Raw genomic sequence first — 23,036 nt, 5'->3', positions numbered from 1 at the left:
CCGCTCCGCCGCCGTGGCCGCGCCACCAGTACCATCGGCGGGGTGAACCGAGCCGTGGCCCGCCCCGTCCGCCCGGCGCAGCCCCCGCGGCGCGCCCCGTGGCGGCGGGGCGGCGGCTCCCCCGGCGAGCCCCGCCCGCCGCGCCGGCCCGTGCCGTGGACGGCGTACGACACCGTCGTCTTCGTCCTCGTCGGTCTGCTGGGCGCGGTGACGCGCTTCACCGGCCTGTCGCATCCGACCGACGGCGGCACCCCGGTGTTCGACGAGAAGCACTACGTGCCGCAGGCGTGGCAGATCCTCCGCTCGACGGACTCCTCCCTGTCCGGCCGCGTCATCGGCGGCATCGAGGACAACCCCGGCTTCGGGCTGGTGGTCCACCCGCCGGTGGCGAAGGACGTGATGGCGTTCGGCCAGTGGCTGCTGGGGTACTCCCCGCTGGGGTGGCGGGTGACGTCGGCGGCCCTCGGCGTCGTCACGCTCCTGCTGATGATGGACGTGGTCCGCCGCATCGCCGGCGTCCCCCTCGCGACCCTCCTGGCCGGCCTGTACGGGCTGTTCGACGGGGTGCTGTTCGTGTCGTCGCGCGTCGGGATGCTGGACATCATCCAGACGTTCTTCATCGTCGCGGCGGCGTGGGCGCTGTTCGTCGACCGCGACCGGATGGCGGAGCGGCTGCTGCGCTGGCGGGCGCGGGTGCGCTCCGGAGGGGGCGATGACGCGCCCGACGCGGATGCCGCCGATGTGCGTGACGACGGGGTCCCCGTGCGCGGGGACGCCACCTACGGGCCGTACCTGTCGTGGCGCTGGTGGCGCCTGGCGGCCGGCGTGCTGCTGGGCCTGGCGCTCGGCGTGAAGTGGTCGGGCCTGTACTACATCGCGGCGTTCGGCCTGCTCACCGTCTTCCTCGACGTCGCGGACCGGCGGCGCGCGGGCGTGCGCCGGCCGATGCTCGGCGCCCTGCGGCTCGACGTCGCCCCGGCGCTGCGCGACATCGTGCTGGTGCCGCTCATCGTCCACGTCCTGGCGTGGCGGTCCTGGTTCGCGCAGGAGACCAGCGTCTACCGGCGCCTGCCCGCCGACCAGCTGGACACCGGCCTGCCGTCGTCGGTGACGGGGATGCTGCCGGACGCGGTGGCGCGGTTCATCCACTACCAGCGCGGCGTGCTGGAGTTCCACGGGTCGCTGACGACGTCCGGGGGCCACGAGCACCCGTGGGAGTCGAAGCCGTGGGAGTGGCTGTGGTCGGGCCGGCCGATGCTCTACTACTCCTCGGAGGGCACGTGCATGGGCGGCCACGACTGCCGCGGCTGGCAGATGCTGTTCGGCACCCCGCCGATCTGGTGGTTGCTGGTGCCGGTGGTGCTGTGGGCGCTGTGGCGGTGGGTGGTCCGGCGCGACCGCCGCTTCGCGCTGCCGGCGGTGGGGTTCCTGGCGTCGTGGGTGCCGTGGGTCATCGCGTACGACCGCCAGATGTACTTCTTCTACGCCACCGCGCTCATCCCGTTCGTGCTGATGGCCATGGCGATCATCGCCGCCGACCTGTGCCGGTGGACGTGGCGGGGCCGGCGCGCCGGCATGGCCGTCGTCGTGGCGCATCTGGCGCTCGTCGTCGCGGCGTTCACGTTCTGGCTGCCGATCATGACCGGCGTGATGCTGCCGGAGGAGACGTTCAACCTGCGGTTCTGGCTGCCGAGCTGGTCCTGACGGGCCGCGCCCGCCCGGCCGGGGCCACCGCAGGCCTGGCCCAGGACGCCGACCGGCGGCTCAGTCCCAGCCGCCGCGCGGCAGGCCCCGCACGGACCGGCCGGACGCCGCGCGCCACGCCTGCGCCAGCGCCTGGGGCGTGTAGCCGCCCAGCCACACCGCCGCCAGCGCCGCCGCGGAGGCGAACAGCAGCACGAGCTTGGCGACGCCCGCCGCGTCGACGCCGCCGAGCACCAGCGACGCCGCGCCGAACCCGGCGGAGAACATCGCCGCCGCGCCGTAGACCGGCGCCATGCCCATCGCGGCCTTCGGGCGCCACGCCGCCCAGAACAGGCCGACGGCCAGGGCGAAGCGGATGGCGGCGGCCTCCGCGGCCAGCCGCGCCGCGTCCGCCCAGTCCCGCATCGCCGCGCCGTCGGCGCCCCCGGCGCCCCCGGCGGCGCCCGGCGCCCCGGAGTCGGCGGCGGCGCCTGCGGCGACGACCAGGCCGACGCCCCACCCCACGTACAGCAGGCCCAGCAGGATGAGGACGACGCGGCCGCCGACGCTCATCACCGTCCAGAAGCGCTCGCGGCGGCGCCGCTCGGGCTCCACCGTCGACAGGATCCGCTCCGACAGGTCCTCCAGGTCCGGGTGCTCCGGCACGCGCATGGCGGCGGCGCGCACGGCGGAGGTCACGTCGTCACGCTCCCCCGCGTCCGCCGGGCCCATGAGCAGCGACCGGTTCAGCGCGACCGCACGATCGAACCACGCGCGGCAGTCGGCGCAGGCGTCGAGGTGGGCGTCGACGACGTCGTCGTCGACGCCGGAGGGCTCCCCGTCCAGGCGCGCGGACAGGGCCGCGCGGACGTCACCGCAGTCCATGCCCGGCCCCTCCTTCCCGCCGTCCGGGGGCGTCCGTCATCGCGTGAACATCCGGTCCAGGCTCGCCCGCCCGGCGCCGAACGTCACGATGACCACCAGGCCCGCGATGAGCGCCAGCACCAGCTCCGCGCCGCCGTCGGCGACGAACAGGCCGTTGCCCATGTGCACGAACCACGCCGCGCCGAGCATCGCGACGACCAGCACGCCCGCGACGATGGGCGCCAGCAGGCCGAGGACCAGCAGCGCCCCGCCGACCATCTCCACGAGGGCGACGAGCCACACCGTCATCTCCGCCTGCGGGATCCCCCAGCCGACGAAGTAGCCGGTCGTCTTCGCGACGCCGGTCCCGAACACCTTGTCCCACCCGTGGGCGATGAAGATCCCGCCCAGGATGAGCCGGACGATGAGCAGCGCTCCGTCGCGCACGGCAGGTCGATCCATGGCGGCCATGCTACCCGCCGCCGCACCGCCGGCCCGGAGGTACCGCGCGTCACGTCCGCCGCCCCGGCGCGCCGATTCGCGGGCGGCGGCGCGATGGCGCACCATGGTCCGGCCCGCGCGACCCGCCGCGGGCACCGACGACGACCGGATGAGGAGGACGGCGCATGCACGTCATCGCGGAGCGCTTCCAGTGGTCCCTGGTGCTCGGGCCGGCGCTGGTCGCGCTGCTCCTGCTGCCGCTGCTGGTCGGCCACCACCGCCGCTTCGGCGGCGTGGAGGGCGCCCGCCTCGGCTGGTCGCTCGCCGCGGTCGTCTACGCCGCGGCGCTGGGGGCGTTCACGATCCTGCCGATCCCCGACTTCACGCCCGGGTTCTGCGCGGCCCGGGCGGGCGAGTCCGCCATCCACCTCGACCCGACGGAGCTGCCGCGGACCATCGCCCGCGTCGTCGACCGCTCCGGCCCCGCCGCCCTGGTGCGCGCCTGGCCGGTGCAGGAGGCGGCGATGAACGTCGCCCTGTTCGTGCCGCTGGGCCTGTTCACACGCCGCCTGCTGGAGTGGCGACGGCGCCGCGTGCTGCTGCTGGCCCTGGCGACGTCGCTGCTCATCGAGGTCACGCAGCTGACCGGCAACTGGGGCCTCGCCCCCTGCCCGTACCGCCACGCGGACGTCACGGACCTCATGACCAACGTCCTCGGCGCCGCCATCGGTCTGCTCCTCGCCGCGGCGCTGCCGAAGCCCCGCCGCACCCTGCTGCAGATGGAGGCCCGCCGCGACGTCGTGCGCCCCGTCACCGCCTCCCGGCGGCTGACCGGCATGGCGGTCGACGCGTGCGCGCTGGCCCTGGCGGCCGCGGCGGGCGCCGTCGTCACGCTCCCCTGGACCGGGACCGGGGCGACGCTCGCGGTCCGCGGGGTGCCGGTGCCGGCGCTCGGCGCGCTCACCGGGTGCCTCGCGCTCATCGTCGGCGCCGCCGCAATCGGCGCGGGCGGCTCCGTCGGCCAGCGGGCGGTGCACCTGCGGCCCGTGCCCGGCCGCCCCGGTGCGCTGGGCCGGGCGGCGCTGGTGCTGCGCGCCCTGGCGGGGCAGGGCGTCGCCGTCGCGCTCGTCGCGCTGGGGCTGCCGTGGGCGCTCGCCGGCTTGGCGTGGGCGGCGGTCTGCGCCGCGTCCGTCCTCGGTCGCGTCGAGGGACTGACGGGCGTCGTCGCCGGCTGCCGCATGCGCGACGCCCGGGCCGGCGCGTAGGGGCCGCCGCGGCGCGTGCCCGGCGTCCGCCGCGTGACGACGCCCCCTCCCCCGACGCGGTCGGACGGCGCGGAGCGCGCCCCTAGGTCAGGAGCGCCCGGATGCCCTCGGCGAGGATCCCGCGCGGATCGACGGGGTGCCCCGCATGGAGCCTTGCGTAGGTGGGGGCCGCGTCCGGGTCGATGGCGGAGCTCCTCTCGTCGGATGCCATGGGGGCGGTCAGGGAGGCGCCGATCACCAGGTTGGACAGCCGGTAGGCGGTCCCCAGCGGATCCGGGGCGCCCGCCTGCTCGAGCAGGACGCACATCCGCTCGGAGAGGGCCAGGTAGGCGGGGCCCCTGGGGGCGCGCATGCCGATGACCTGGCCTGCCCAGCGGTGGGCCGTGAGGTGCTCGAAGAAGGCCGTCATCAGCGTGGGCAGGTCGGCGTCGCGGACCGCCGCGGACATCGCGGGATCGTCGGCGAGCGCCGTGTCGAGGGCGAGGTCGAACAGGTCGTCGACCGACTCCACGCGGGAGTACAGGCTGGCCGGGGCCACGCCCACCTGCTGCGCCACGGAGCGCAGCGTGAGCGCCCTCAGGCCGCCGTCGTCCAGCAGCCGCACCGACGCCCTCGCGACCTCGCCGACGTCCACCGCCCGGAGGCGCTGCACGGGTTTGCGGTGTTCCCAGTAGCTCACCCCACCAACCTAACCAAACACCCTTTAGTTAATTATCCGAACGCTGTACGGTTACAGGCATGCTGGACGTCACCTCCCTTCCGCTCACCGCCGGGAACACCCGCCTGCGCCTCCCGTCCGACCGGGACGAGGAGGCTTATGCCGCCGGCGCCCGCAACGAGTCCGTGCAGCGCCTCCACCTCCCGCCGAGGCCGGACCTCACCCCGGAGGACATGCGCCCGATGATCCGCGACGATGCGGCGCCGGACCCCTCGCCGGATGCCGCAACGGTCCTCGCGCTCGCCGACGCCGGGACGGACCGGTTCGTGGGCTCCCTCACGCTCGTCGACGCCGGCTCCGGAACCGCCGGTATCGAGTTCTGGATTCTCCCCGGCGAACGGAGGGCCGGACATGCCCGCCGGGGACTGGAGCTGGCGGCGCGCTTCGCCCGCGCCGGCGGATTCCGCGCCCTGACCGCACGTTCGCACCCGGAGAACCGGGCCGCGCGTGGCTGCCTGACGGCGGCGGGGTTCCGCGAGGTCGGCCGACGCGCCGGGACCGCCCCCGCGGGACTCCCCGGGGACCCGATCCACCACCGTCTCGACCTCGCACCCGCCATCCGGTGGCCGCTGGAGACGGAGCGGCTGCGGCTCCGCCCGCACGAGGAGGGCGACGCCGGATGGCTCCACGAGCTCTACTCGCGGCCCGACGTCGCCCGCTACCTGCTGGACGACCCGTGGACCGCGGACGTCGCCCGCACCAAGCTGGCCGAGCGCCTGCCCAAGACCTGCCTCGACGGCGAGAGCGGCGCGCTCGCCGTGGTCATCGAACATGACGGGACCCCGATCGGGGACGTCGCCCTGTGGCTCACCGATCGGGAGCATCGGCAGGCGGAGATCGGGTGGGTCCTCGACCCGGGGCACGGCGGGCGGGGATTCGCGAGCGAGGCGGTCCGGGCGGTGCTCGCCCTCGGGTTCGGCCACTACGGGCTCCACCGCGTCACCGCGCAGATGGACGCCCGCAACACCGCCTCGGCGGCGCTCGCACGCCGCGTCGGGCTCCGGCTCGAGGCGCACCACGTCCGGGACTGGTTCAGCAAGGGCGAATGGACCGACACCCTCGTCTTCGCGCGGCTCGCCTCCGAGGACGCGGCCCCGCGGTCGCGGGAGGCATGACCTCGACCGCTCCCCCGGTCGCCCGCCCCGTTGCGTGACGACGGTCCCCTCCCCCGTGCACGACGGAACCCCGGGCCATGCGGCCCGGGGTTCCCGGTGGTGGAGCTAAGGGGAATCGAACCCCTGACCTTCTCGATGCGAACGAGACGCGCTACCAACTGCGCTATAGCCCCGTGCGTTCCGCGGAACCTGTCCGCGTCGGCAACGTCGACCATCCTAACAACGCGCGCCGCACTTGCCAAAACGGCAGGTGGGGCGCGGAAAGAGGGTGTCGCGGCTACAGGCCGGAGGCGCGGCGGCCGTCCCAGTCGTCGTGGAAGCCGTCGTCCTCCAGCACGGGGACGTCGGCGAAGTCCGGGTCCTCGTCATCCAGTTCGACGACGATGGCGCCCGGGCGGCGCAGGCGCTGCGGGATGCCCAGCTCCTCGGCCTCCAGGCTGCGGACGCCCATGCGGCGGCGCTTCAGGCCGGCGATGCGGCGGGCCTGCAGCTCCTGCTCCGCGACGACGGTGCGGCGCAGCGTCACCAGGTAGGCCACGGTGAGGGCCACGGCGACGGCCGGGGCGGCCCACCACCAGCCGCCGAGCGCGAAGCCCAGCACCAGGGTGACCAGGATGGCGGCCAGCAGGCCGTAGACCGTGCGGCGGCGGCGCGCGAAGCGGGTCTCCGCGTAGCGGGCGGCGGCGACCGGGTCGAAGCCGCCGCGGCCGCGGTGGGCGGCGGCCCAGGCGTAGTCGTCCGGAGTCAGCTCGTCGTCGGCGACGACGTGCAGGTCGCGGTCGGCGGAGTCGCCGGCCTCGGCGGCGGGCTCCTCGACGGCCTCGGCCCCGGCGGGCTCCTCGACGGCCTTCGCGGCCTCCGCGGCGGCGGCCCGGTCGGCCATCTTCTCCGCGGCGGTCCGGCGATCGCGGGCGACCAGGAAGTCGCCGGCGGCGTCGTGGGCGTCGAGCCCCTCGTCCGGGCCGGAGGAGCGCACGTCCGCGGAGACCGGGTCGGCGTCCCCGGCCGGGGCGACGATGGCGGTGGCGGCCGGGCGGGCGCCGGCCTCGCCGGCCTCCGCATCGGCCCCGTCCGCCGCATCCGCGAGGTCCGCGGCGTCCGCCTCGTCGGCGTCGTCGGCGGCGCCCAGGTCGTCGGCCGTCAGCGCCACGGCGTCGGCGCGGCCGCCGCGGCGGGCGGCGTCGTCACGCTCATCGGCGGCATCGGCGGCGCCGGCCTCGTCCGCGATGTCCGCGGCATCGGCCTCGTCCACGACGTCCGCCTCGTCGGCCGCGTCCGCGGCGTGCGCGGGCTCCAGCTCGTAGACGACGTCGCCCTCGACGACGTCGCCGTCGACCGGCGCATCCGCGCGGTCGGCGGCGCGGGCGTCGCGCTCCGGGGCGTCGTCGATGAGCAGGCCGTCGATGCCGTCCGGCTCCGCGTCGACGGTCTCCAGCAGATCGTCGTCGGCGTCGTCGCGGCGGCGCACGTCGTCGCCGGTGAAGCGCGGGCGGCGGCTCGCGGACAGCTCGTCGCCGCCGCGGTGCAGCAGGCGCGTCTTGCCCAGCCCCTCCGAGGTGCGGCGGATCGGCTCCCGCTTGTTCACCACCAGCGGAGCGAGCACGAACACCCACACCACGATGATGAGCACGAGAAGCAGCGAACTCGACATGCGGGATCCTCCTGAACGGACGTACGGCGTACCGTTTCGGAGCCTAAACGCGCCGCGCCGCCCGCGGGCGCCGCCACGCCGGGAAAACGCCGGAAACCCGGGCTGACCGGCCCCGCCCGCTCACGCGCCGCCGCGCCGCCGCGCGCTCACGCGGCGCCGCGTGGCCCGCCGCTCACGCCTCCCCGTAGACGCACGAGTCGTCGGGCGCGTCCGGGTCCTCCTCCAGCCGCCGCGCCCGGCCGGCGACGATCAGGTCGTCGACCGCCGACGGGTGGTCTTCCCCCACCAGGCGGGCGGCGAGGATGTGGTCGCGCCAGCGCCCGTCCATGTGCATCGCCCCGGCCATCACGCCCTCCTCCGCGAAGCCGCAGTGCGCCAGCACGCGCCGCGACGCCGTGTTCTCCGGCAGGACGGTCGCGGTGACGCGGTGGAGCCCGAGGGCCGCGGCATGGTCGACGCCGAGGGCCAGCGCCGCCGTCGCGACGCCCCGGCCCACCAGCTCCGAGTCCACCCAGTACCCGGCGGCGCAGGTCAGCAGCGGGAACGGGCGGACGTCGACGAGCGTGAGCTGCCCCGCGAAGCGGCCGTCGACCTCGATGACCCCGATGAAGGAGGTCCCGTCGCGAAGCCCCCGGCGGGCGCCGCGCAGCTGCCGGCGGAAGTCCGCGCGGGTGTGGGACCGCGCCCACGGGTCCGGCATCGTCGGCTCCACCGGGCGCAGGATCGCCTCGTCGCGCAGGCGCAGGCGGCGCCACGCGTCGCGGTCGCCGCGGGCCAGCGGGCGCAGCCTGACGGCGCCGGCGCCGACCTCGATGCGCTCCGTCCGCACCGGCGCCCCTACGCCTGGCGGGACAGGAACAGCACGTCGACGTCCTCGCCGGCGCGCAGCCGCTCCACGTCGTCGGGGATGACGACGAGGCAGTTCGCCTCCGCCAGGCCCGCCAGCAGATGCGCTTCCGCGCCCGTCGGGCCGCCGAGCGGCTGCACCAGGTAGCCGCCGGTGTCGCGGTCGCGCATGAGCTGGCCGCGGACGTAGCCGCGGCGGCCGGCGATGGACTCCAGCGGGGCGACCAGGCGGGCGCGGACGACGCGGCGGCGCGGGTTGCGGCGGCCGAGCGCGATGCGCACCAGCGGGCGGACCATCACCTCGAACGCCACCAGGGCGGCCAGCGGGTTGCCCGGCAGCAGGAACACCGGCACCCGGTCGTCGCCGAGGACGCCGAAGCCTTGCACGGAGCCGGGGTGCATGGCGACGCGGGTGACGTCCAGCTCGCCCATGTCCGCCAGGACGCGGCGGACGTCGCGGCCGGCGTCGCCGCCGACGGCGCCGGTGATGACCAGCAGCTCCGAGCGCAGCAGCTGGCCTTCGATGATGTCGCGGATGCGGCGCGGCTCCCCGTCGGCGATGCCGACGCGGTGGACCTCTGCGCCGGCGTCGCGGCCGGCGGCGGCCAGGGCGTGGGAGTTGACGTCGTAGACCTGGCCGGGGCCGGGCTCGCGGTCGATGTCCACCAGCTCCGGGCCGATGGAGATGACGGCCATGCGCGGCCGCGGGTGCACGAGCACCTTGGAGCGGCCGACGGCGGCGAGCAGGCCCACCTGGGCGGGCGAAATGACGGAGCCGGAGGACACGGCGACGTCGCCGGGCTGCACGTCATCGCCCTCGCGGCGGACGAAGTCGCCGGTGCGCACGGGCCTGTCGACGGTGACCTTGCGGGTGCCGCGGTCGGTCCAGTCCAGGGGCACGACGGCGTCGGCGAGCGACGGCAGCGGCGCGCCGGTGTGGACGCGGACGGCGTGCAGCGGCTGCAGGCGCAGCGGGTGGCGGGAGCCGGCGGGGACCTCGCCGTCGACGGGCAGGGTCACGGGGGCGAAGTCGGCTGGGCGGTCGGCGCGGTCGGCGGAGCCGACGGCGTCGCCGTTGACGTCGACGGCGCGGACGGCGTAGCCGTCGATGGCGGCCTGGGTGAACCCGGGCAGGGCGCGGTCGGCGACGACCTCCTCGGCGCACAGCAGGCCCAGCGACTCGGAGATCGCCACGCGCACCGGATCGGGCATCACCGCGTTGGCGGTGATGCCGGCCAGCTGCTCCTCGACGGACCGCATGCGCCCGACCTCCTTCATCGCCGGCCCCGCGGGGCCGGACCTGCGTGCATTCCTCGGGTCGAGGTTACTTCGCCGGGGCCCCCTGATCGCCGGAGAACGGCGGCAGCGGCGTGTCCTCCTCGGTGATGCGCTGCTCGATGTAGCGGCGCAGGCCCCGGCCGTAGTCGGGGTGGCGCAGGCCGAAGTCGACGCAGGCGCGGATGAAGCCGCCCGGGTTGCCCAGGTCGTGGCGGAAGCCGTCGTGGACGACGATGTGGACGGGGTGCCCCTCGGAGATGAGCAGCTCGATGGCGTCGGTCAGCTGGTACTCGCCGCCCTTGCCGCGGGGGATGCGGCGCAGGGCGTCGAAGATGGCGCGGTCGAGCAGGTAACGGCCGACGGCGGCGAAGTTCGACGGAGCATCCTCCGGCTCCGGCTTCTCGACCATGCCGCAGATGCGGCGGACGTCGGACCAGCCGTCCTCGGGGGCGTCGGACGGGTCGATGTCGAAGACGCCGTAGTTGGAGACCTCGTCGCGCGGCAGCTCGAGGGCGCAGAGGACGGAGCCGCCGAAGCGGTCGCGGACCTGCTGCATGCGGTCGAGGACGCCGAGCGGCAGCACCAGGTCGTCGGGCAGGAGCACGGCGACGCAGTCCTCGTCGTCGTCGAGGAGCTCCTCGGCGACGAGCACGGCGTGGCCGAGGCCGAGCGGCTTGTCCTGGACGACGGATTCGACGTCGATGACCTCGGTGGCGCGGTGGACCTTCGCGGCGATGGCGTCCTTGCCGCGCTCCCGGAGGGTCTCCTCCAGGTCGGGGCGGTCGTCGAAGTGGCCGAGGACGCCGTCCTTGCTGGGGGCGGTGACGACGGCGAGGCGCTCGGCGCCCGCGGCGGCCGCCTCCTCGGCGATCATCTCGATGCCGGGGGTGTCCACGACCGGCAGGAGCTCCTTCGGCACCGTCTTGGTGGCCGGCAGGAAGCGGGTGCCCATTCCGGCGGCGGGGACGATGACGGTCCGCGCGGGCCGGGGGTCGTGCGTGCTCGGGGCGTCTGCGGTCATGCGCGCCACCCTACCCGGGCCGCGGGCGCCGGGCCGGAAGCGCCGGGGGTAGTGTCACGGGCATGACCATTTCCCGGGGAAACGACGTGGTCCAGCGGAAATCCGATCTGCGGGCGCGGCTGCTGGCCGCGCGGCCGGGCGCGGGGGACGTCGCGGCGCGCGATGCGCGCCTGATGCGGCATGCGGCGGGGTGGGTGCGCGGGGTCGCCGCCGCGCGGGGTTCCGCGTCGTCGCGTGACGACGCCCCGATCGTCGTCGCCGCCCACGTCCCGGCGGGGTCCGAGCCCGGCGCGGCCGCGGACCTGCCGGCCGCGCTGCTGGGCGCCCTGGACGATGCCGCGGGCGGGGGCGGCGCCCCCGGCGCGGAGCCGCGGGTGCGGCTGCTGCTGCCGGTGTGCCCGCCGGGTCCGCCGGCGGCGCTGCGCTGGGGCTGGTTCACGGGGAGCCTGCGGCCGGGCCGCTTCGGCCTGCCGGAGCCGGACGGCGAGGTGCTGGGCCCGGAGGCGCTGGGCCTGGCCGACGCGATCGTGCTGCCGGGCGTGGCCGCCGACCGGCGCGGGATGAGGATGGGCCGCGGGGCCGGCTACTACGACCGGTCCCTGGAGTTCGCGCGCCCGGACGCGCCGACGGCGGTGCTGCTGCACCCGGGCGAGGTCGTCGACGAGGTCCCGGCGGATGCCCACGACCGGCCCGTCGGGGCGCTCATCACCTGCGACGGCGTGGAGCCGATCGGGGGCTGAGGCGCTTCGGCCCGCCTCCGGGTTCCTTGTTCTCCGCCCCTCCCCTCCGCATCTCGCCGCACCTTCACCGTCAGGCGGCCCCGCCGCGGTCGCGCCGCCGCCAGGGCGCCGCGCGAATCCGGTGGAACCGCCCGCGCCGCCCGCGCGTCCAATGGGGCGACGGCGCGCGGCGGGGGCGCGCCACGGCGGAGGGGATCGACGGCATGCACGGGACGAGTCGGCGCGCGGCCACGCGGGACCGCGGCGGACGCGGGGCACGGGGCGCGATGACGGATCGGGGAACGGCGCGGGGATCGGCCCCAGGCCCGGCGTGGGCGCGCAGGCTGCGCGGGGCCCGCGGCGGCCTGCTGGCCCGGCGGGCGCTGGCGGCGGGGCTCGCGGGGCTGGCCGTTCTGCTGCTGGCCGCCGACGTGCTGGGCGCCGGCGACGGCACGCGGCCCGTGGTCGTCGCCGCCCGGCCCGTGGCCGCGGGGGCGGTGCTGGCGGACGCGGACGTGCGGGTGGCGCGGATGCCGGCGGACCTGGTGCCGGACGGCGCCCGCGCCACCGCCGCCGAGGTCCAGGGAGCCACCGCCGCCGGGCCCATCGGCGCCGGCGAGCCCGTGACGGCGGCGCGGCTGGTCGGCCCGGAGCTGGCGGAGAAGCTCGCCGGCGGGCCGGGCGCGCGCGTCGTCGCCGTGGCGCCGCAGGACGCGGGGCTGACGGCGGTGCTGTCCATCGGCGATGTCGTCGAGGTCATCGCCCCAGGTGGCGCGGCCGATGCGGCGCCGTCGACCATCGCCGCCGGCGCCCGGGTGCTGACGGCGGCGGAGGACGGGGTCGTGCTGCTCGCGCTGCCCGCCGATTCGGCCGCGCGGGTCGCGGCCGTTAGCCTGGACAGTCCCCTCACGCTGGTCCTCGCAGGTCACGGCGGCGAGGGGGCACGGCAGAACCACTGACGCGACCCAGTCGCCCGCCCCGCCGGGGCCGGGCGCGAAAGGATCCACCCACATGCTCAAGGGCTTCCGGGACTTCATCACCCGCGGCAACGTCGTCGACCTGGCGGTCGGCGTCGTCGTCGGTTCCGCGTTCACCGCGATCATCACGGCGTTCACGAAGAACCTCATCAACCCGCTCATCGCCTCCATCGGCGGCGTCAACGCCGACGGCCTGGGCTTCCGCATCCTGCGGGACAACGCGAACACGTTCCTGGACTTCGGCGCCGTCATCACCGCCGTCATCAACTTCCTCATCGTCGCGGCGGTGCTGTACTTCGTCATCGTCGCGCCGATGGCGAAGTACTCCGCCCTCCGCGAGCGCATCCGCAAGGACAAGAAGGAGGAGCAGGGCCCGACCGAGGGCGAGCTGCTCACCGAGATCCGCGACCTGCTGAAGGCCCAGGCCGCCCGCGACGCCGCCGCCCGCGGCTCGGACGACGACGTGGTGGAGGCCGCCCGCGCCGCGGCCCTCGCCGTCCGCGAGGCCGACGCGGCGGACGCCGACGCGGACGCGGAGGCCGGCTCCGAGGCGGACAAGGACGAGGCCGGCCTGCGCTCCCGCGTCGCCGACACGGTCGCCGGCAAGCTGCCGGGCCCGCTCGGCGGCCTGGCGAAGAAGCTGCGGTAACCCCGCGGCCGCTCCGGGGCACCGCAGCGCCGCGGCCTCCCGCACCACGACGACGGCCCCGCGCACCCAATCGGATGCGCGGGGCCGTCGTCATGCCCGGGTCAGGGGGCCGCCCACCGGGGAACCGGCGCGGGGCCGGCGCGATGCCCGGGCCATCCGGCCGGTCACCAGTGCGGGGGCCGCTGCTCCCGCCAGAACGACTCCGGGAAGCCGCCCGCGTCGTCCGGCGACTCCGCCGCCGCGCTCCCCGCCCGCCCCGCGGCACCGCCGCGGCCGGATGCGCCGCGGCCGGATGCGCCGCGGAGCCTGCGGATACGGGCGGCGCGGGGATCGTCGTCACGCGGATCCCGCACCTCCGGGGAGCGGTACACCGCGCGGCGCCGCGGCCTGCGCGCGGCGGGCATCAGACCCGCCAGCGGCCCAGGTCGTCGCAGACGTGGTCGACCAGCGGGCCCAGCGTCGACATGCCGTCGCGCACCGCGGCGCGCGAATCGGCGATGTTGACGATGACCGTGGAGCCGGACACGCCCGCCAGGCCGCGGGACAGCGCGCCGTCCAGCGCGCCCGCCGACAGGGCCGAGGCGCGCAGCGCCTCCTCGATACCCTGCAGCCGGCGGTCCAGCACCTTCCGCGTCGCCTCCGGCACCCGGTCGCGCGGGCCGACGCCCACGCCGCCGACGGTGACCACCAGGTCGGCGCCGCCGACGACGCCCGTCTCGAGCGCCTGGCGGATGCGGGACTTCACCGACGGGACGTCGATGACGGCGTCCACGTAGTAGCCGTCCTCCCCCAGCAGCTCCACCATCAGCTCCTGCGTGCGCGAATCCTCGTCCGCCCGGTCGCCGACCACGACGACGAGCGCGCGGCGCGGACCCGAGTCCGCGTCGAGCAGCTCCTCGACCTCCGCCAGCGTGCCCTCGTCGGGCTCCGCGGCCATCACCGCGCCGTCGCCGTCCGGGTTACCGGGGTATCCGTCGACCATGTCGTCCTCGCCGCCTTCCTGTCGGTGCCGGCCGGGGCGCGCCCGGCCGGAGGTGGGTTCATCTTCGCCCATCGCGGGGCGCTTGTCGACGGTTCCCGCGCATCGGGGGACCGCCGCCCCCGGGGGCTACTCCCCCGAGGCCTCGAGCTGCACGTCGACGTCGCGGGTCTCCCTCGTGCGGGGGTCCGCGACGACGAGCTTCACCGTCTCGCCGATCTCCTGCGACCGGATCGCGGCGATGAGCGCGACGCCCGAGTCGATCTGGCGGTCGCCGGCCTTGACGATGAGATCGCCGCGGCGCAGGCCCGCCTTCTCGGCGGCGCCGCCCGGCATCACCTCCGCGATGAGGGCGCCGCCGGTGGAGCGGACGTCGATGGTCGCGTTGATGGCGGGCATGGTGACGTCGCCGGTGCGGATGAGCTCGTCGGCGATGCGGCGGGCCTGGTTCACCGGGATGGCGAAGCCCAGGCCGATGGAGCCGGCCATCTCGCCCGGGCCGGACGCCGAGGCGATGACCGACGGCACGCCGACGAGGTTGCCCTCCAGGTCGACGAGCGCGCCGCCCGAGTTGCCCGGGTTGATGGCCGCGTCGGTCTGCACCGCGTCGATGACGGACGCCTCGCCGCCGCCCTGCTGGGCGCTCACCGGGCGGTTCATCGCGGAGACGATGCCGGAGGTCACCGTCGACGTCAGGCCCAGCGGGGAGCCGACGGCGACGACCTCCTGGCCGATGCGCAGCTGATCCGAGTCGCCGAGGCCGATGGGCTGCAGGCCCTGCACGCCCTCCATCTGGATGACGGCGATGTCGCTCTGCGCGTGGCCGGCGATGAAGCGCGCCGGGTGCACCGTGCCGTCGTTGAGCCGCACCTCGACCTTCGCCTGCGGATCCTCCGCGTCGGCGACGACGTGGTAGTTCGTCAGCACCAGGCCGTCCGGCGACAGGATGGAGCCGGAGCCGGTCGCGCCCTTCGTCGGCGTCTCCACGGCGATGGACACCACCGACGGCAGCGCCTTCTGCGCCGCCCGCTCGATGGTGCCCTCCGGGGCCGGCGGGGCGGGCTCGGCGTCCGTGACGGACTGGCCGGAGCCGATCGCGCCGGACGACGAGCCTCCGTCGGCGTTGTTGGCGACGAGGCCGCCGGCGACGCCGCCGACCGCCGCTGAGGCGACCATCAGCGCCGCCACCGCCAGGGCACCGAGGCCCTTGCCGCGGGACTTCCCGCCGGAGCCGTCGCCGGCCGGGTGGCCCGGGTCATGCGCGCCGTCGGCGCCCTGTGCGCCGGTCGCGCCGACCGGACCGGCCGGGGCGCCGTACGGGGCCTGTCCCGCGGCGCCGTAACCCTGCTGCGGGGCCTGCGGGGCGCCGTACTGCGACGCACCGTACTGCTGCGCGCCGTACTGCTGCGCGCCGCCGTGGCCGGGTCCGCCGGGGCCCTGCCCGAAGCCCCCGGCGCCGCCGCCGGGGGAATCGCCGCGGCCCATGGGGCCGGAGGAGCCGTCGACACCGCCACGTCCGAAATCAGTCATGCGGACCATGCTGCATCAGGCGTCTGAGCGGACGCTGAAAACGGTCTTCGCAATGAAGAATATTTCCCGCGACGATGCATGATCGCCGTCCACGGGGACGCTCAGGGGGGGGCGCCGCCGTCGGGCCGGCCGGCCCGGGTGCGCCGGGCGGCCGGGCCGGACCGGCGCGGCACGCCGGCCGGACCGGCCGCTACGACGCGGCGCCGTCCGCTCCCCCGGCGGGCTCCGCCGGCTCGCCCAGCGCGTCGCGGTCGGCGGTGCCGGGCAGGCGGACGCGCATGAGCGTGCCGCCGTCGTCGGAGTCCTCCACGACGATGGTGCCGCCGTGGCGGATGATGACCTGCTTCACGATGGCCAGGCCCAGGCCCGAACCCGGCATCGACCGGGACTGGATGGAGCGGTAGAACCGCTCGAAGACCTTGAGCCGGTCGGCCTCCGGGATGCCGGGGCCGGAGTCGGCGACGGTGAACTCCGCCAGGGAGTCGCCGACGGGCGCCAGGCGCACGCGGACGGTGCCGCCCTCCGGCGACCACTTCGCCGCGTTGTCCATGAGGTTCAGCACGGCGCGGCCGAGCGCGGCGGAGTCGCCGACGAGGAACCAGTCGGCGGCGCGGACGTCGAAGGTGACGTCGGCGCGGCGCCGCTCGACGCGCTCCAGGGACGTCGCCACGACGTCGGCCAGGTCGACCTCCTCGAACACCTGCTGCGGGCCGTCCTCGCGCGCCAGGTCGACGAGGTCGCCGACCAGCGTCGACAGCTCCTCGATCTGGGCGATGACGTCGGCCTCCAGCGCCCGGCGGTCCTCCTCCGGGATGTTGGCGGCGGCGCCGGGGCGCGACGCCAACATCAGCAGCTCGACGTTGGTGCGCAGCGACGTCAGCGGCGTCTTCAGCTCGTGGCCGCCGTCGGCGACGAGCTCCGCCTGCCGCTGCCGGGACGCCTGCAGCGCCGCGAGCATCTCGTTGAAGCTGCGGGTCAGCAGCGCCAGCTCGTCCTCCCCGTGGACGGGGATGGGGCGCAGCTCGTCGGTGGCGGTGACGCGCTCGGCGGCGCGCCGCAGCCTGGCGACGGGCCGCAGGCCGGCCGTGGCGACCGTGATGCCGGCGGCCAGGGCGAAGAAGATGCCGATGGCGGCGATCCCGAACAGCACCGAGCCGAGCGACCGCAGGACTGCGTCGGTCGACGACATGTCCTGCGCCAGCACCAGCGTCGCCCCCGACGCGTCGTGGACGGCGTAGATGCGCTGGTTCGTGAACTCGTCGGTGCGCAGCGAATCCGGCCGGTTGCCGCGCAGCACCGCCAGCTCCGGGCCGGCGAGGGTGATGACGTCGCCGCGGCCCGACACGGAGTTGCGGGCGAAGAACATGGCGTCCAGGTCGGGCGCCAGGATCTTCAGCGCCTCCGCCTGCACCGCCGGCTCGATGGCGAACTCGGTGGCGTACGGCGAGTTGAGCAGCTGCGTCGCCTGCGTCGTCAGGTTCTCGTCGACCTCCCGGTACAGCGTCGCCTGGACCGTCAGGTAGGCGGTGCCCGTCATCAGCGCCATCGCGGCGGCGACGATGCCGGCGGTCAGCAGCGTCAGCCGCCACCGGAGGGAGAACCGGCGCTTCGGCGCGCCGGCGGGGCGTTCGCCGACCGGGTCGGCGTCGTCACGCGCGTCCCCGGGCGCGACGGCGGCCGCATCGGCGGGCGCCTGCGGCTCCCCCGCGTCCGCGGCGGCCGCCTCCCGTGCGTCGCGGCCGCCGCCGGTGGCCGGGCGGCGGCGCAGGATCACGGCGCGGTCTCCCGCAGCACGTAGCCGACGCCGCGGACGGTGTGGATGAGGCGGGGCTCGCCCTCCGACTCCGTCTTGCGGCGCAGGTAGCCGATGTACACCTCCAGCGCGTTGCCGGAGGTCGGGAAGTCGTAGCCCCACACGTCCTCGAGGATCGCGGTGCGGGTGAGCACGCGGCGCGGGTTGTTCATCAGCAGCTCCAGCAGCGCGAACTCCGTGCGCGTCAGGGAGATCGCCCGGTCGCCGCGGAACACCTCGCGGGTGTCCGGGTCGAGCGACAGGTCCTCGAACCGCAGCGTCGCCGGCTCCTGCGCCGTGGTCGGCTCCAGCGCGGCGCGGCGCAGCAGGGAGCGCACGCGGGCGAGCAGCTCCTCCAGGGCGAAGGGCTTCGGCAGGTAGTCGTCGGCGCCCGCGTCCAGGCCGGCGACGCGCTCGGAGACGCTGTCGCGGGCGGTGAGCATGAGCACCGGCAGGTCGTCGCCCTCGCTGCGCAGCCGGCGGCACACGTCGAGGCCGTCGAGCTTCGGCATCATCACGTCGAGGATCACCAGGTCGGGGCGGTCCGCGGAGATCATGGCCAGCGCCTGCTCCCCGTCCTCCGCCAGCGACACGGTGTACCCGTTGAACGTCAGCGACCGGCGCAGCGACTCGCGCACCGCCTGGTCGTCATCAACCACGAGGATCATCATGCGGTCCATTCTGCCCACCGCCGCGGCGCGCGGCCACGGCGGGGCGCCCCGGCGCGTCGGGCGCGGCCGCCGCGTGCGCCGTCGCGCTCCCCGCGTTCCCCCGCGGTGCTTGACGACGGGAACCGCGCCGCGCCCGCACGATCGCCGACGGGGGCGCCGCCTCGCGTATGCGAGTGCGGCGCCCCCGTCGGGACGATGCGCGGGCCGGCCGTGCGGGCCGGACCCGAACGGAGCCTTAGAACTGCTCGACGTCCACCAGACCCAGCTGGGCGGCCTTGACCAGGCGGCGCGGGATCATGTGCACGCGACCGTCGATCTTGACCGCCTGGAGGGCCGTGTTGTCGGCCTTCCACTGCGAACGGCGGGTGCGGGTGTTGGCCCGCGACATGCGGCGCTTCGGAACTGCCATCTCGGATAACCCTCCTCTGGGCTAGTTGGTCTTCTTGGAGCGGCGGACGCGGTTGCCGTACCGGCGCTGGAACTTCTCGACGCGGCCGGCGGTGTCCATGACGCGCTGGGCGCCGGTCCAGAACGGGTGCGACTCGGAGGTCACGTCGACGACGATGAGCGGGTACTCGTTGCCGTCCTCCCACTGCACGGTGCGCTGCGACGTCGCGGTGGAGCGGGTCAGGAACTGCGTGCCGGTGCCCGCGTCCTGGAAGACCACCGGATGGTAGTCGGGGTGGATGTCCTTCTTCATGTGTTCTCGATGTCCCTCAGGATTGAACTACGGGTCGGTCCCGGGCGAAGATGGCGGGGAGAACCCCGCGGCCCGGGTCGTGCCCGAGTTGGGTGTCGATTGCATGCCGCACCGCCGGCGGGCCCGCGGGGGCCGGACCGCGGGCCGCGGGGCCGTGGAACGGCACGACGGCTCGCGCGTCGGCGATGACGCTGGAGGGCACGTTACCGCGCGGACCCCGGATTCCATAATCACCCGCCGCCCGGCGGCGGCCGGCGGGCCCGGCCCGCGGCGCCGCGGGCCGCGGCCACGACCTGCGCGGCACCCGTCGCCACGCGGCGTCCGCCCTGCTCGCGGGCGCGCGCCCGCGCGATCCCCCGGGGCGATGTCCAGGGGATTAGGAGAACGGGGGGTGGGGTCTGTATGCTCGACTCTCGCTGTTGTCTGAATTATTCGTTTGACGCCCCGTGCACGGCACGTCGGCGCCCCGAGTACGCCCTGCAGCCCCCGGAAACGGGATGCGGCGGACCCGGTGCGGCACCACGTGAGGGCAGGGGGCGCTGAAAAGCAAAGGAAAGCCCATGTCGGCGATTTGCCAGGTCACGGGACGGAAGCCGAGCTTCGGCAAGTCCGTCTCCCACTCGCACCGGCGCACGTCGCGCCGTTGGAACCCCAACGTCCAGCGCAAGAAGTACTACCTCCCCTCCGAGGGCCGCACGATCACCCTGAACGTGTCCCCGAAGGGCATGAAGACCATCGACAAGCGTGGCATCGAGGCCGTCGTGGCCGAGATCCGCGCGCGAGGGGAGAAGATCTAAATGGCGCGCAATGACATCCGCCCGATCATCAAGCTGAAGTCCACCGCTGGCACCGGCTACACGTACGTCACGCGGAAGAACAAGCGGAACAACCCGGATCGCATCACCCTGAAGAAGTACGACCCGATTGCCCGCAAGCACGTCGAATTCCGCGAGGAGCGATAAGTCATGGCCAAGAAGTCCAAGATCGCGAAGAACGAGCAGCGCAAGGAAATCGTCGCCCGCTACGCTGAGCGCCGCCAGGAGCTCAAGCGCATCATCAAGTCCCCGAACACCTCCGACGAGGATCGCATGGACGCGCAGTACGAGCTGAACCGCCAGCCCCGCGACGCCTCCCCGGTCCGCGTCCGCAACCGCGACGCCGCCGACGGCCGTCCGCGCGGATACCTCCGCAAGTTCGGCCTGTCCCGTGTCCGCGTCCGTGAGATGGCCCACCGCGGCGAGCTCCCGGGCGTCCGTAAGTCCAGCTGGTAAAGGGGAAACTCACATGAAGCGCAACCACTCCTCCAAGAAGGCGCGGATGGAGCAGTCCCGCCGCCCGAAGAAGAACCCGCTCAAGGCCGCCGGCGTTGAGAAGGTCGACTACAAGGACATCAACCTGCTCCGCCAGTTCATCTCCGACCGCGGCAAGATCCGCTCCCGCCGCGTCACCGGCCTGACCCCGCAGCAGCAGCGTCAGGTCGCCACCGCGGTGAAGAACGCCCGCGAGATGGCCCTGCTGCCGTTCACCAGCCGCTAAAACGGCCCCGACGGCTGCTTTGGCGCTGGCCGCACCTGGCGCGTCCGACCACACGGACCGCGGATAGTGCGGACAACAGCGCTGACGACCCCGCCTCCCGCCCGACACCGGGCAGGGACGCGGGGTCGTCCCATGTCCGGGGGGGCGTACCCTGGCACCGGCGCGGGGCGCCCGCGCGCCCGGCGACGTGCCCGCCGCGGCGGGTGCCGTCGTCACGCGGACCACGTGACGGCCGCGCGATGCGCGCGGGCCGCGTGACCCGCGCGGGCCGCATGGCCCGCGCCGACCGCACCACCCCACCCGACCGACCCGACCGACCCGCCCGAAGGAGGCCCCGGACGTGACCGACATCCTGTCCGGCTTCGCGTCGGTGGCGCTCATCGTCCTGGCGGGCTGGTTCGTCGGCCGCTCCGGCATCCTGCCGAAGGGCGGCGGCGCGGCGCTCAACCTCGTGGTGTTCTGGGTGGCACTGCCGGCGATGCTCATCCACACGCTGGCGACGACCGACACCTCGCACGTCCTCGGCGTGCCGCTCGCCGTCGCCGCCATCTCCGCCCTGGCGTCGGCGGTGGTCTACCACGTCCTCGCCCGGCTGCTGCTCGGGCAGAAGGGCGCCGAGCGCGTCGTCGGCGGCATGGCCGCCAGCTACAACAACGTCGCCAACCTCGGCGTGCCCATCGCCGCCGCGGTCCTCGGCGACCCGCTCGTCGTCGTGCCCGCCCTGCTGTTCCAGATCGGCCTCTACTCCCCCGCCACCCTGACCGTGCTCGACGTGCTGACGTCCCGGCACGGGCGCATCGACTGGCGGTCCATCATCCTGTCGCCGCTGCGCAACCCCATGGCCCTCGGCGCCATCGGCGGGCTGACGCTCGGTCACCTGCCGTTCGCCCCGCCCGCGGTCATCATGGACCCGCTGGAGATGCTCGGCCACGCCGCCGTGCCCATGGCGCTGCTGACGTTCGGCATCAGCATGTACGGCGCCCCCGTCCTGCGGCGCGGCGTCTCCCCGCGCAAGGCCGTCCTGCTGTCGTCGGTGCTGAAGCTCACCGCGCACCCGTTCTTCGCGTGGCTCGCCGGCGTCGCCTTCGGGCTGGAGGGCACGGCGCTGCTCGCGGTCGTCGTCGTGGCGGCGCTGCCGACGGCGCAGAACGTGTTCACGTTCTCCCTGCGCTACGGCATCGGGTCGGTGCAGGCCCGCGACTCCGGGTTCGTGACGACGCTCGCCTGCGTCCCCGTCATCCTCCTCATCGCGGCGGTGCTGGGGTAGCGCGGGAACGAGGCACCGGGGTGGCCCGCCCGGCTGTGCGGAACCGCATCCCGGGGGCTCCCCGGCGACCCGGAACGGCGGACGCCGCTACGATCGAGTGGCGTGGATCTCCTCAATCACCTCCTGGACACCGACCCGTCGACCCCGCGCCTCACGTGCTACGACGAGACGACCGGCGGCCGCACGGACCTGAACGCCGCGACGCTGGACAACTGGGCGTCCAAGGTCGCCAACATGCTCCACGACGAGTTCGACCTGGAGCCGGGCGACCGCGCCTGGGTCGACCTCCCGCTGACGTGGCCGGCGGCCTGCATCGTGCTCGGTGCCGCCCGGGCGGGGGTGGAGCTCTCCGACGATGAGCCGCTCGCCGTCTTCACCTCCCTCGACCGCCTGTCGGAGTGGGAGGAGAAGGCCCCCGACGCGGTGCTGTCGGCGGTGACGGACGACGCGTTCGGCCGCGGCGTCGTCGAATGCGGGCTGGACCTGCCGCCCGGCGTCGTCGACTTCGGGCCGACCGTGCGGATGTACGGCGACGCCTACGCCGGCCCCGGCCCCGACTCGGACCAGCCGCTGTTCGGCGGCCGCTCCGTCCGGCAGCTCGGCGACGGCGCCCGGGCCCTGGCCCGCGAACGCTGCAACGACCGGGCACGCCTGCTCACCCGCGGCTGGCTGGACGCCGACGGCGCCCTCGACGCCGACGCCTGGGTCTCCGGCGTGCTGATGGCCTGGGCGTCCTGCGGCTCCGTAGTCGTCGTCCGCGGCGGCGACGAGGCGCGCGTCGCCGCCATCGCGGAGATGGAGAACGCCGCGCGGGTGTAGGCGGGGGCGCGGAGGCGGACACGACCCGCTCCTGCCCCTGCTCCTGCTCCTTCCCCCGCGGTCCCGACCCGCTTTCGGCCGGGTCGCTCCACTCGCGCGGCCCCTGCCCCGCGGTCCCCGACCCACTTCCGGCCGTTTCGACCCTGTTAGAACTGGGTCGGAACGGCCGGAAGTGGGTCTGTCCATGCGCAGGGAGCCGCTTGCGCGGGGCCAACCGGGTCGAAACGACCCTGCCGTGGCGTCACGTGCGCCCACAGTCCTCCGGTGGCGTCCGGCGAACTCCGTCGGTCGCCGGGGTTCCCGCGGAATGCCGGCGGATCCCGTCGCGCCCCCGATGCCGCGATGGACGCGGATGGCCTCCCGGCTGCTGGAACCCGGACGTACTTCGCCTCATCACCGCGCGAACCCGGACGTACGTAGCCCGACCTGGACGTAGCTAGAAGTACGTCCAGGTCGGGCCAAGTACGTCCAGGTTGAACGGACGCAGGGGCCGCCTACGTCCAGGTTGGGCGGTC

At 75.2% G+C, this 23,036-nt stretch carries 24 protein-coding genes, 1 tRNA gene and 1 pseudogene; 12 read left to right on the top strand and 14 right to left on the bottom strand.

The window, feature by feature from the left end:
* Positions 1-42 precede the first annotated feature (42 nt).
* Entirely contained in the window at positions 43-1,704 is a 1,662-nt protein-coding gene (locus tag QQS41_RS07425; RefSeq protein ID WP_448852082.1) for a dolichyl-phosphate-mannose--protein mannosyltransferase, read from the top strand.
* A gap of 60 nt (positions 1,705-1,764) precedes the next feature.
* Here QQS41_RS07425 and QQS41_RS07420 read toward each other — a convergent pair whose 3' ends face one another.
* Positions 1,765-2,568, bottom strand: coding sequence for a zf-HC2 domain-containing protein (locus QQS41_RS07420; protein ID WP_448852081.1), 804 nt, complete (start codon positions 2,566-2,568; stop codon positions 1,765-1,767).
* A 36-nt stretch (positions 2,569-2,604) separates the two neighbouring features.
* Positions 2,605-3,009, bottom strand: coding sequence for a DoxX family protein (locus QQS41_RS07415; protein ID WP_448852080.1), 405 nt, complete (start codon positions 3,007-3,009; stop codon positions 2,605-2,607).
* 164 nt (positions 3,010-3,173) lie between these two features.
* Here QQS41_RS07415 and QQS41_RS07410 point away from each other — a divergent pair, with 164 nt between their 5' ends.
* Entirely contained in the window at positions 3,174-4,253 is a 1,080-nt protein-coding gene (locus tag QQS41_RS07410) for a VanZ family protein (protein ID WP_448852079.1), read from the top strand.
* An 82-nt stretch (positions 4,254-4,335) separates the two neighbouring features.
* Here QQS41_RS07410 and QQS41_RS07405 read toward each other — a convergent pair whose 3' ends face one another.
* The gene (locus QQS41_RS07405) at positions 4,336-4,932 is read right to left on the bottom strand and encodes a TetR/AcrR family transcriptional regulator (RefSeq protein WP_448852078.1); all 597 of its coding nucleotides are present in this window, start codon (positions 4,930-4,932) and stop codon (positions 4,336-4,338) included.
* Between the two features lie 59 nt (positions 4,933-4,991).
* Here QQS41_RS07405 and QQS41_RS07400 point away from each other — a divergent pair, with 59 nt between their 5' ends.
* On the top strand, positions 4,992-6,086 hold the full coding sequence (locus QQS41_RS07400) for a GNAT family N-acetyltransferase (protein WP_448852077.1): 1,095 nt from the start codon (positions 4,992-4,994) through the stop codon (positions 6,084-6,086).
* A gap of 97 nt (positions 6,087-6,183) precedes the next feature.
* On the opposite strand, the gene QQS41_RS07395 is transcribed toward QQS41_RS07400, so the two are convergent.
* The 5 genes from QQS41_RS07395 to QQS41_RS07375 form a co-directional block, all read right to left on the bottom strand.
* Positions 6,184-6,259, bottom strand: a tRNA-Ala gene (locus tag QQS41_RS07395).
* Positions 6,260-6,363: 104 nt separating this feature from the next.
* Positions 6,364-7,737 (bottom strand): divisome protein SepX/GlpR, encoded by a 1,374-nt coding sequence (gene sepX, locus QQS41_RS07390; protein ID WP_448852076.1) that lies wholly within the window; start codon positions 7,735-7,737, stop codon positions 6,364-6,366.
* 172 nt (positions 7,738-7,909) lie between these two features.
* Complete coding sequence (locus QQS41_RS07385; protein WP_448852075.1) at positions 7,910-8,566, bottom strand: GNAT family N-acetyltransferase; 657 nt, start codon at positions 8,564-8,566, stop codon at positions 7,910-7,912.
* 8 nt (positions 8,567-8,574) lie between these two features.
* On the bottom strand, positions 8,575-9,843 hold the full coding sequence (gene glp / locus QQS41_RS07380; RefSeq protein WP_448852074.1) for a molybdotransferase-like divisome protein Glp: 1,269 nt from the start codon (positions 9,841-9,843) through the stop codon (positions 8,575-8,577).
* Positions 9,844-9,907: 64 nt separating this feature from the next.
* On the bottom strand, positions 9,908-10,882 hold the full coding sequence (locus tag QQS41_RS07375) for a UTP--glucose-1-phosphate uridylyltransferase (RefSeq protein WP_448852073.1): 975 nt from the start codon (positions 10,880-10,882) through the stop codon (positions 9,908-9,910).
* A gap of 62 nt (positions 10,883-10,944) precedes the next feature.
* Here QQS41_RS07375 and QQS41_RS07370 point away from each other — a divergent pair, with 62 nt between their 5' ends.
* From QQS41_RS07370 to mscL, 3 genes and pseudogenes are all read left to right on the top strand, one after another.
* Entirely contained in the window at positions 10,945-11,622 is a 678-nt protein-coding gene (locus QQS41_RS07370; RefSeq protein ID WP_448852072.1) for a 5-formyltetrahydrofolate cyclo-ligase, read from the top strand.
* A 266-nt stretch (positions 11,623-11,888) separates the two neighbouring features.
* Positions 11,889-12,560, top strand: a complete 672-nt coding sequence (locus QQS41_RS07365) for an SAF domain-containing protein (RefSeq protein WP_448852071.1) — start codon at positions 11,889-11,891, stop codon at positions 12,558-12,560.
* Positions 12,561-12,612: 52 nt separating this feature from the next.
* Positions 12,613-13,002 (top strand): annotated as a pseudogene (gene mscL, locus QQS41_RS07360) (large conductance mechanosensitive channel protein MscL); the annotation flags it as partial.
* A gap of 628 nt (positions 13,003-13,630) precedes the next feature.
* Here the strand turns inward: mscL and QQS41_RS07355 are convergent.
* The 6 genes from QQS41_RS07355 to QQS41_RS07330 form a co-directional block, all read right to left on the bottom strand.
* Positions 13,631-14,281 carry a MogA/MoaB family molybdenum cofactor biosynthesis protein gene (locus tag QQS41_RS07355; RefSeq protein ID WP_448852070.1) on the bottom strand — a complete coding sequence of 217 codons (651 nt, stop codon included), beginning with the start codon at positions 14,279-14,281 and terminating at the stop codon, positions 13,631-13,633.
* A gap of 54 nt (positions 14,282-14,335) precedes the next feature.
* On the bottom strand, positions 14,336-15,736 hold the full coding sequence (locus QQS41_RS07350) for a S1C family serine protease (RefSeq protein WP_448852069.1): 1,401 nt from the start codon (positions 15,734-15,736) through the stop codon (positions 14,336-14,338).
* 190 nt (positions 15,737-15,926) lie between these two features.
* Positions 15,927-17,510 (bottom strand): sensor histidine kinase, encoded by a 1,584-nt coding sequence (locus tag QQS41_RS07345; RefSeq protein WP_448852068.1) that lies wholly within the window; start codon positions 17,508-17,510, stop codon positions 15,927-15,929.
* The gene (locus QQS41_RS07340) at positions 17,507-18,199 is read right to left on the bottom strand and encodes a response regulator transcription factor (protein ID WP_448852067.1); all 693 of its coding nucleotides are present in this window, start codon (positions 18,197-18,199) and stop codon (positions 17,507-17,509) included. Before QQS41_RS07340 ends, QQS41_RS07345 begins: the two co-directional genes overlap by 4 nt.
* A 235-nt stretch (positions 18,200-18,434) precedes the next feature.
* Positions 18,435-18,608 (bottom strand): 50S ribosomal protein L32, encoded by a 174-nt coding sequence (gene rpmF, locus QQS41_RS07335; RefSeq protein ID WP_448852066.1) that lies wholly within the window; start codon positions 18,606-18,608, stop codon positions 18,435-18,437.
* 21 nt (positions 18,609-18,629) lie between these two features.
* Positions 18,630-18,899 carry a type B 50S ribosomal protein L31 gene (locus QQS41_RS07330; protein WP_448852065.1) on the bottom strand — a complete coding sequence of 90 codons (270 nt, stop codon included), beginning with the start codon at positions 18,897-18,899 and terminating at the stop codon, positions 18,630-18,632.
* A gap of 560 nt (positions 18,900-19,459) precedes the next feature.
* On the opposite strand from QQS41_RS07330, the gene rpmB reads away from it, so the two are divergent.
* From rpmB to QQS41_RS07300, 6 genes are all read left to right on the top strand, one after another.
* On the top strand, positions 19,460-19,696 hold the full coding sequence (rpmB, locus tag QQS41_RS07325) for a 50S ribosomal protein L28 (RefSeq protein WP_448852064.1): 237 nt from the start codon (positions 19,460-19,462) through the stop codon (positions 19,694-19,696).
* Positions 19,697-19,861: a 50S ribosomal protein L33 gene (rpmG, locus tag QQS41_RS07320; RefSeq protein ID WP_018019289.1), complete on the top strand. Its 165-nt coding sequence runs from the start codon at positions 19,697-19,699 to the stop codon at positions 19,859-19,861. It abuts the gene before it with no gap.
* 3 nt (positions 19,862-19,864) lie between these two features.
* Entirely contained in the window at positions 19,865-20,170 is a 306-nt protein-coding gene (gene rpsN, locus QQS41_RS07315; protein ID WP_448852063.1) for a 30S ribosomal protein S14, read from the top strand.
* Between the two features lie 13 nt (positions 20,171-20,183).
* Positions 20,184-20,435 carry a 30S ribosomal protein S18 gene (gene rpsR, locus QQS41_RS07310; RefSeq protein ID WP_303145165.1) on the top strand — a complete coding sequence of 84 codons (252 nt, stop codon included), beginning with the start codon at positions 20,184-20,186 and terminating at the stop codon, positions 20,433-20,435.
* Positions 20,436-20,775: 340 nt separating this feature from the next.
* Entirely contained in the window at positions 20,776-21,702 is a 927-nt protein-coding gene (locus QQS41_RS07305) for an AEC family transporter (protein ID WP_448852062.1), read from the top strand.
* Positions 21,703-21,804: 102 nt separating this feature from the next.
* Positions 21,805-22,521, top strand: a complete 717-nt coding sequence (locus QQS41_RS07300; protein ID WP_448852061.1) for a TIGR03089 family protein — start codon at positions 21,805-21,807, stop codon at positions 22,519-22,521.
* Positions 22,522-23,036: the final 515 nt, after the last annotated feature.

It is taken from the genome of Corynebacterium sp. 335C (genome assembly GCF_053525695.1).
Note: the sequence above shows the minus strand (reverse complement) of the source record. Positions and strands in the feature narration are given on the sequence as shown.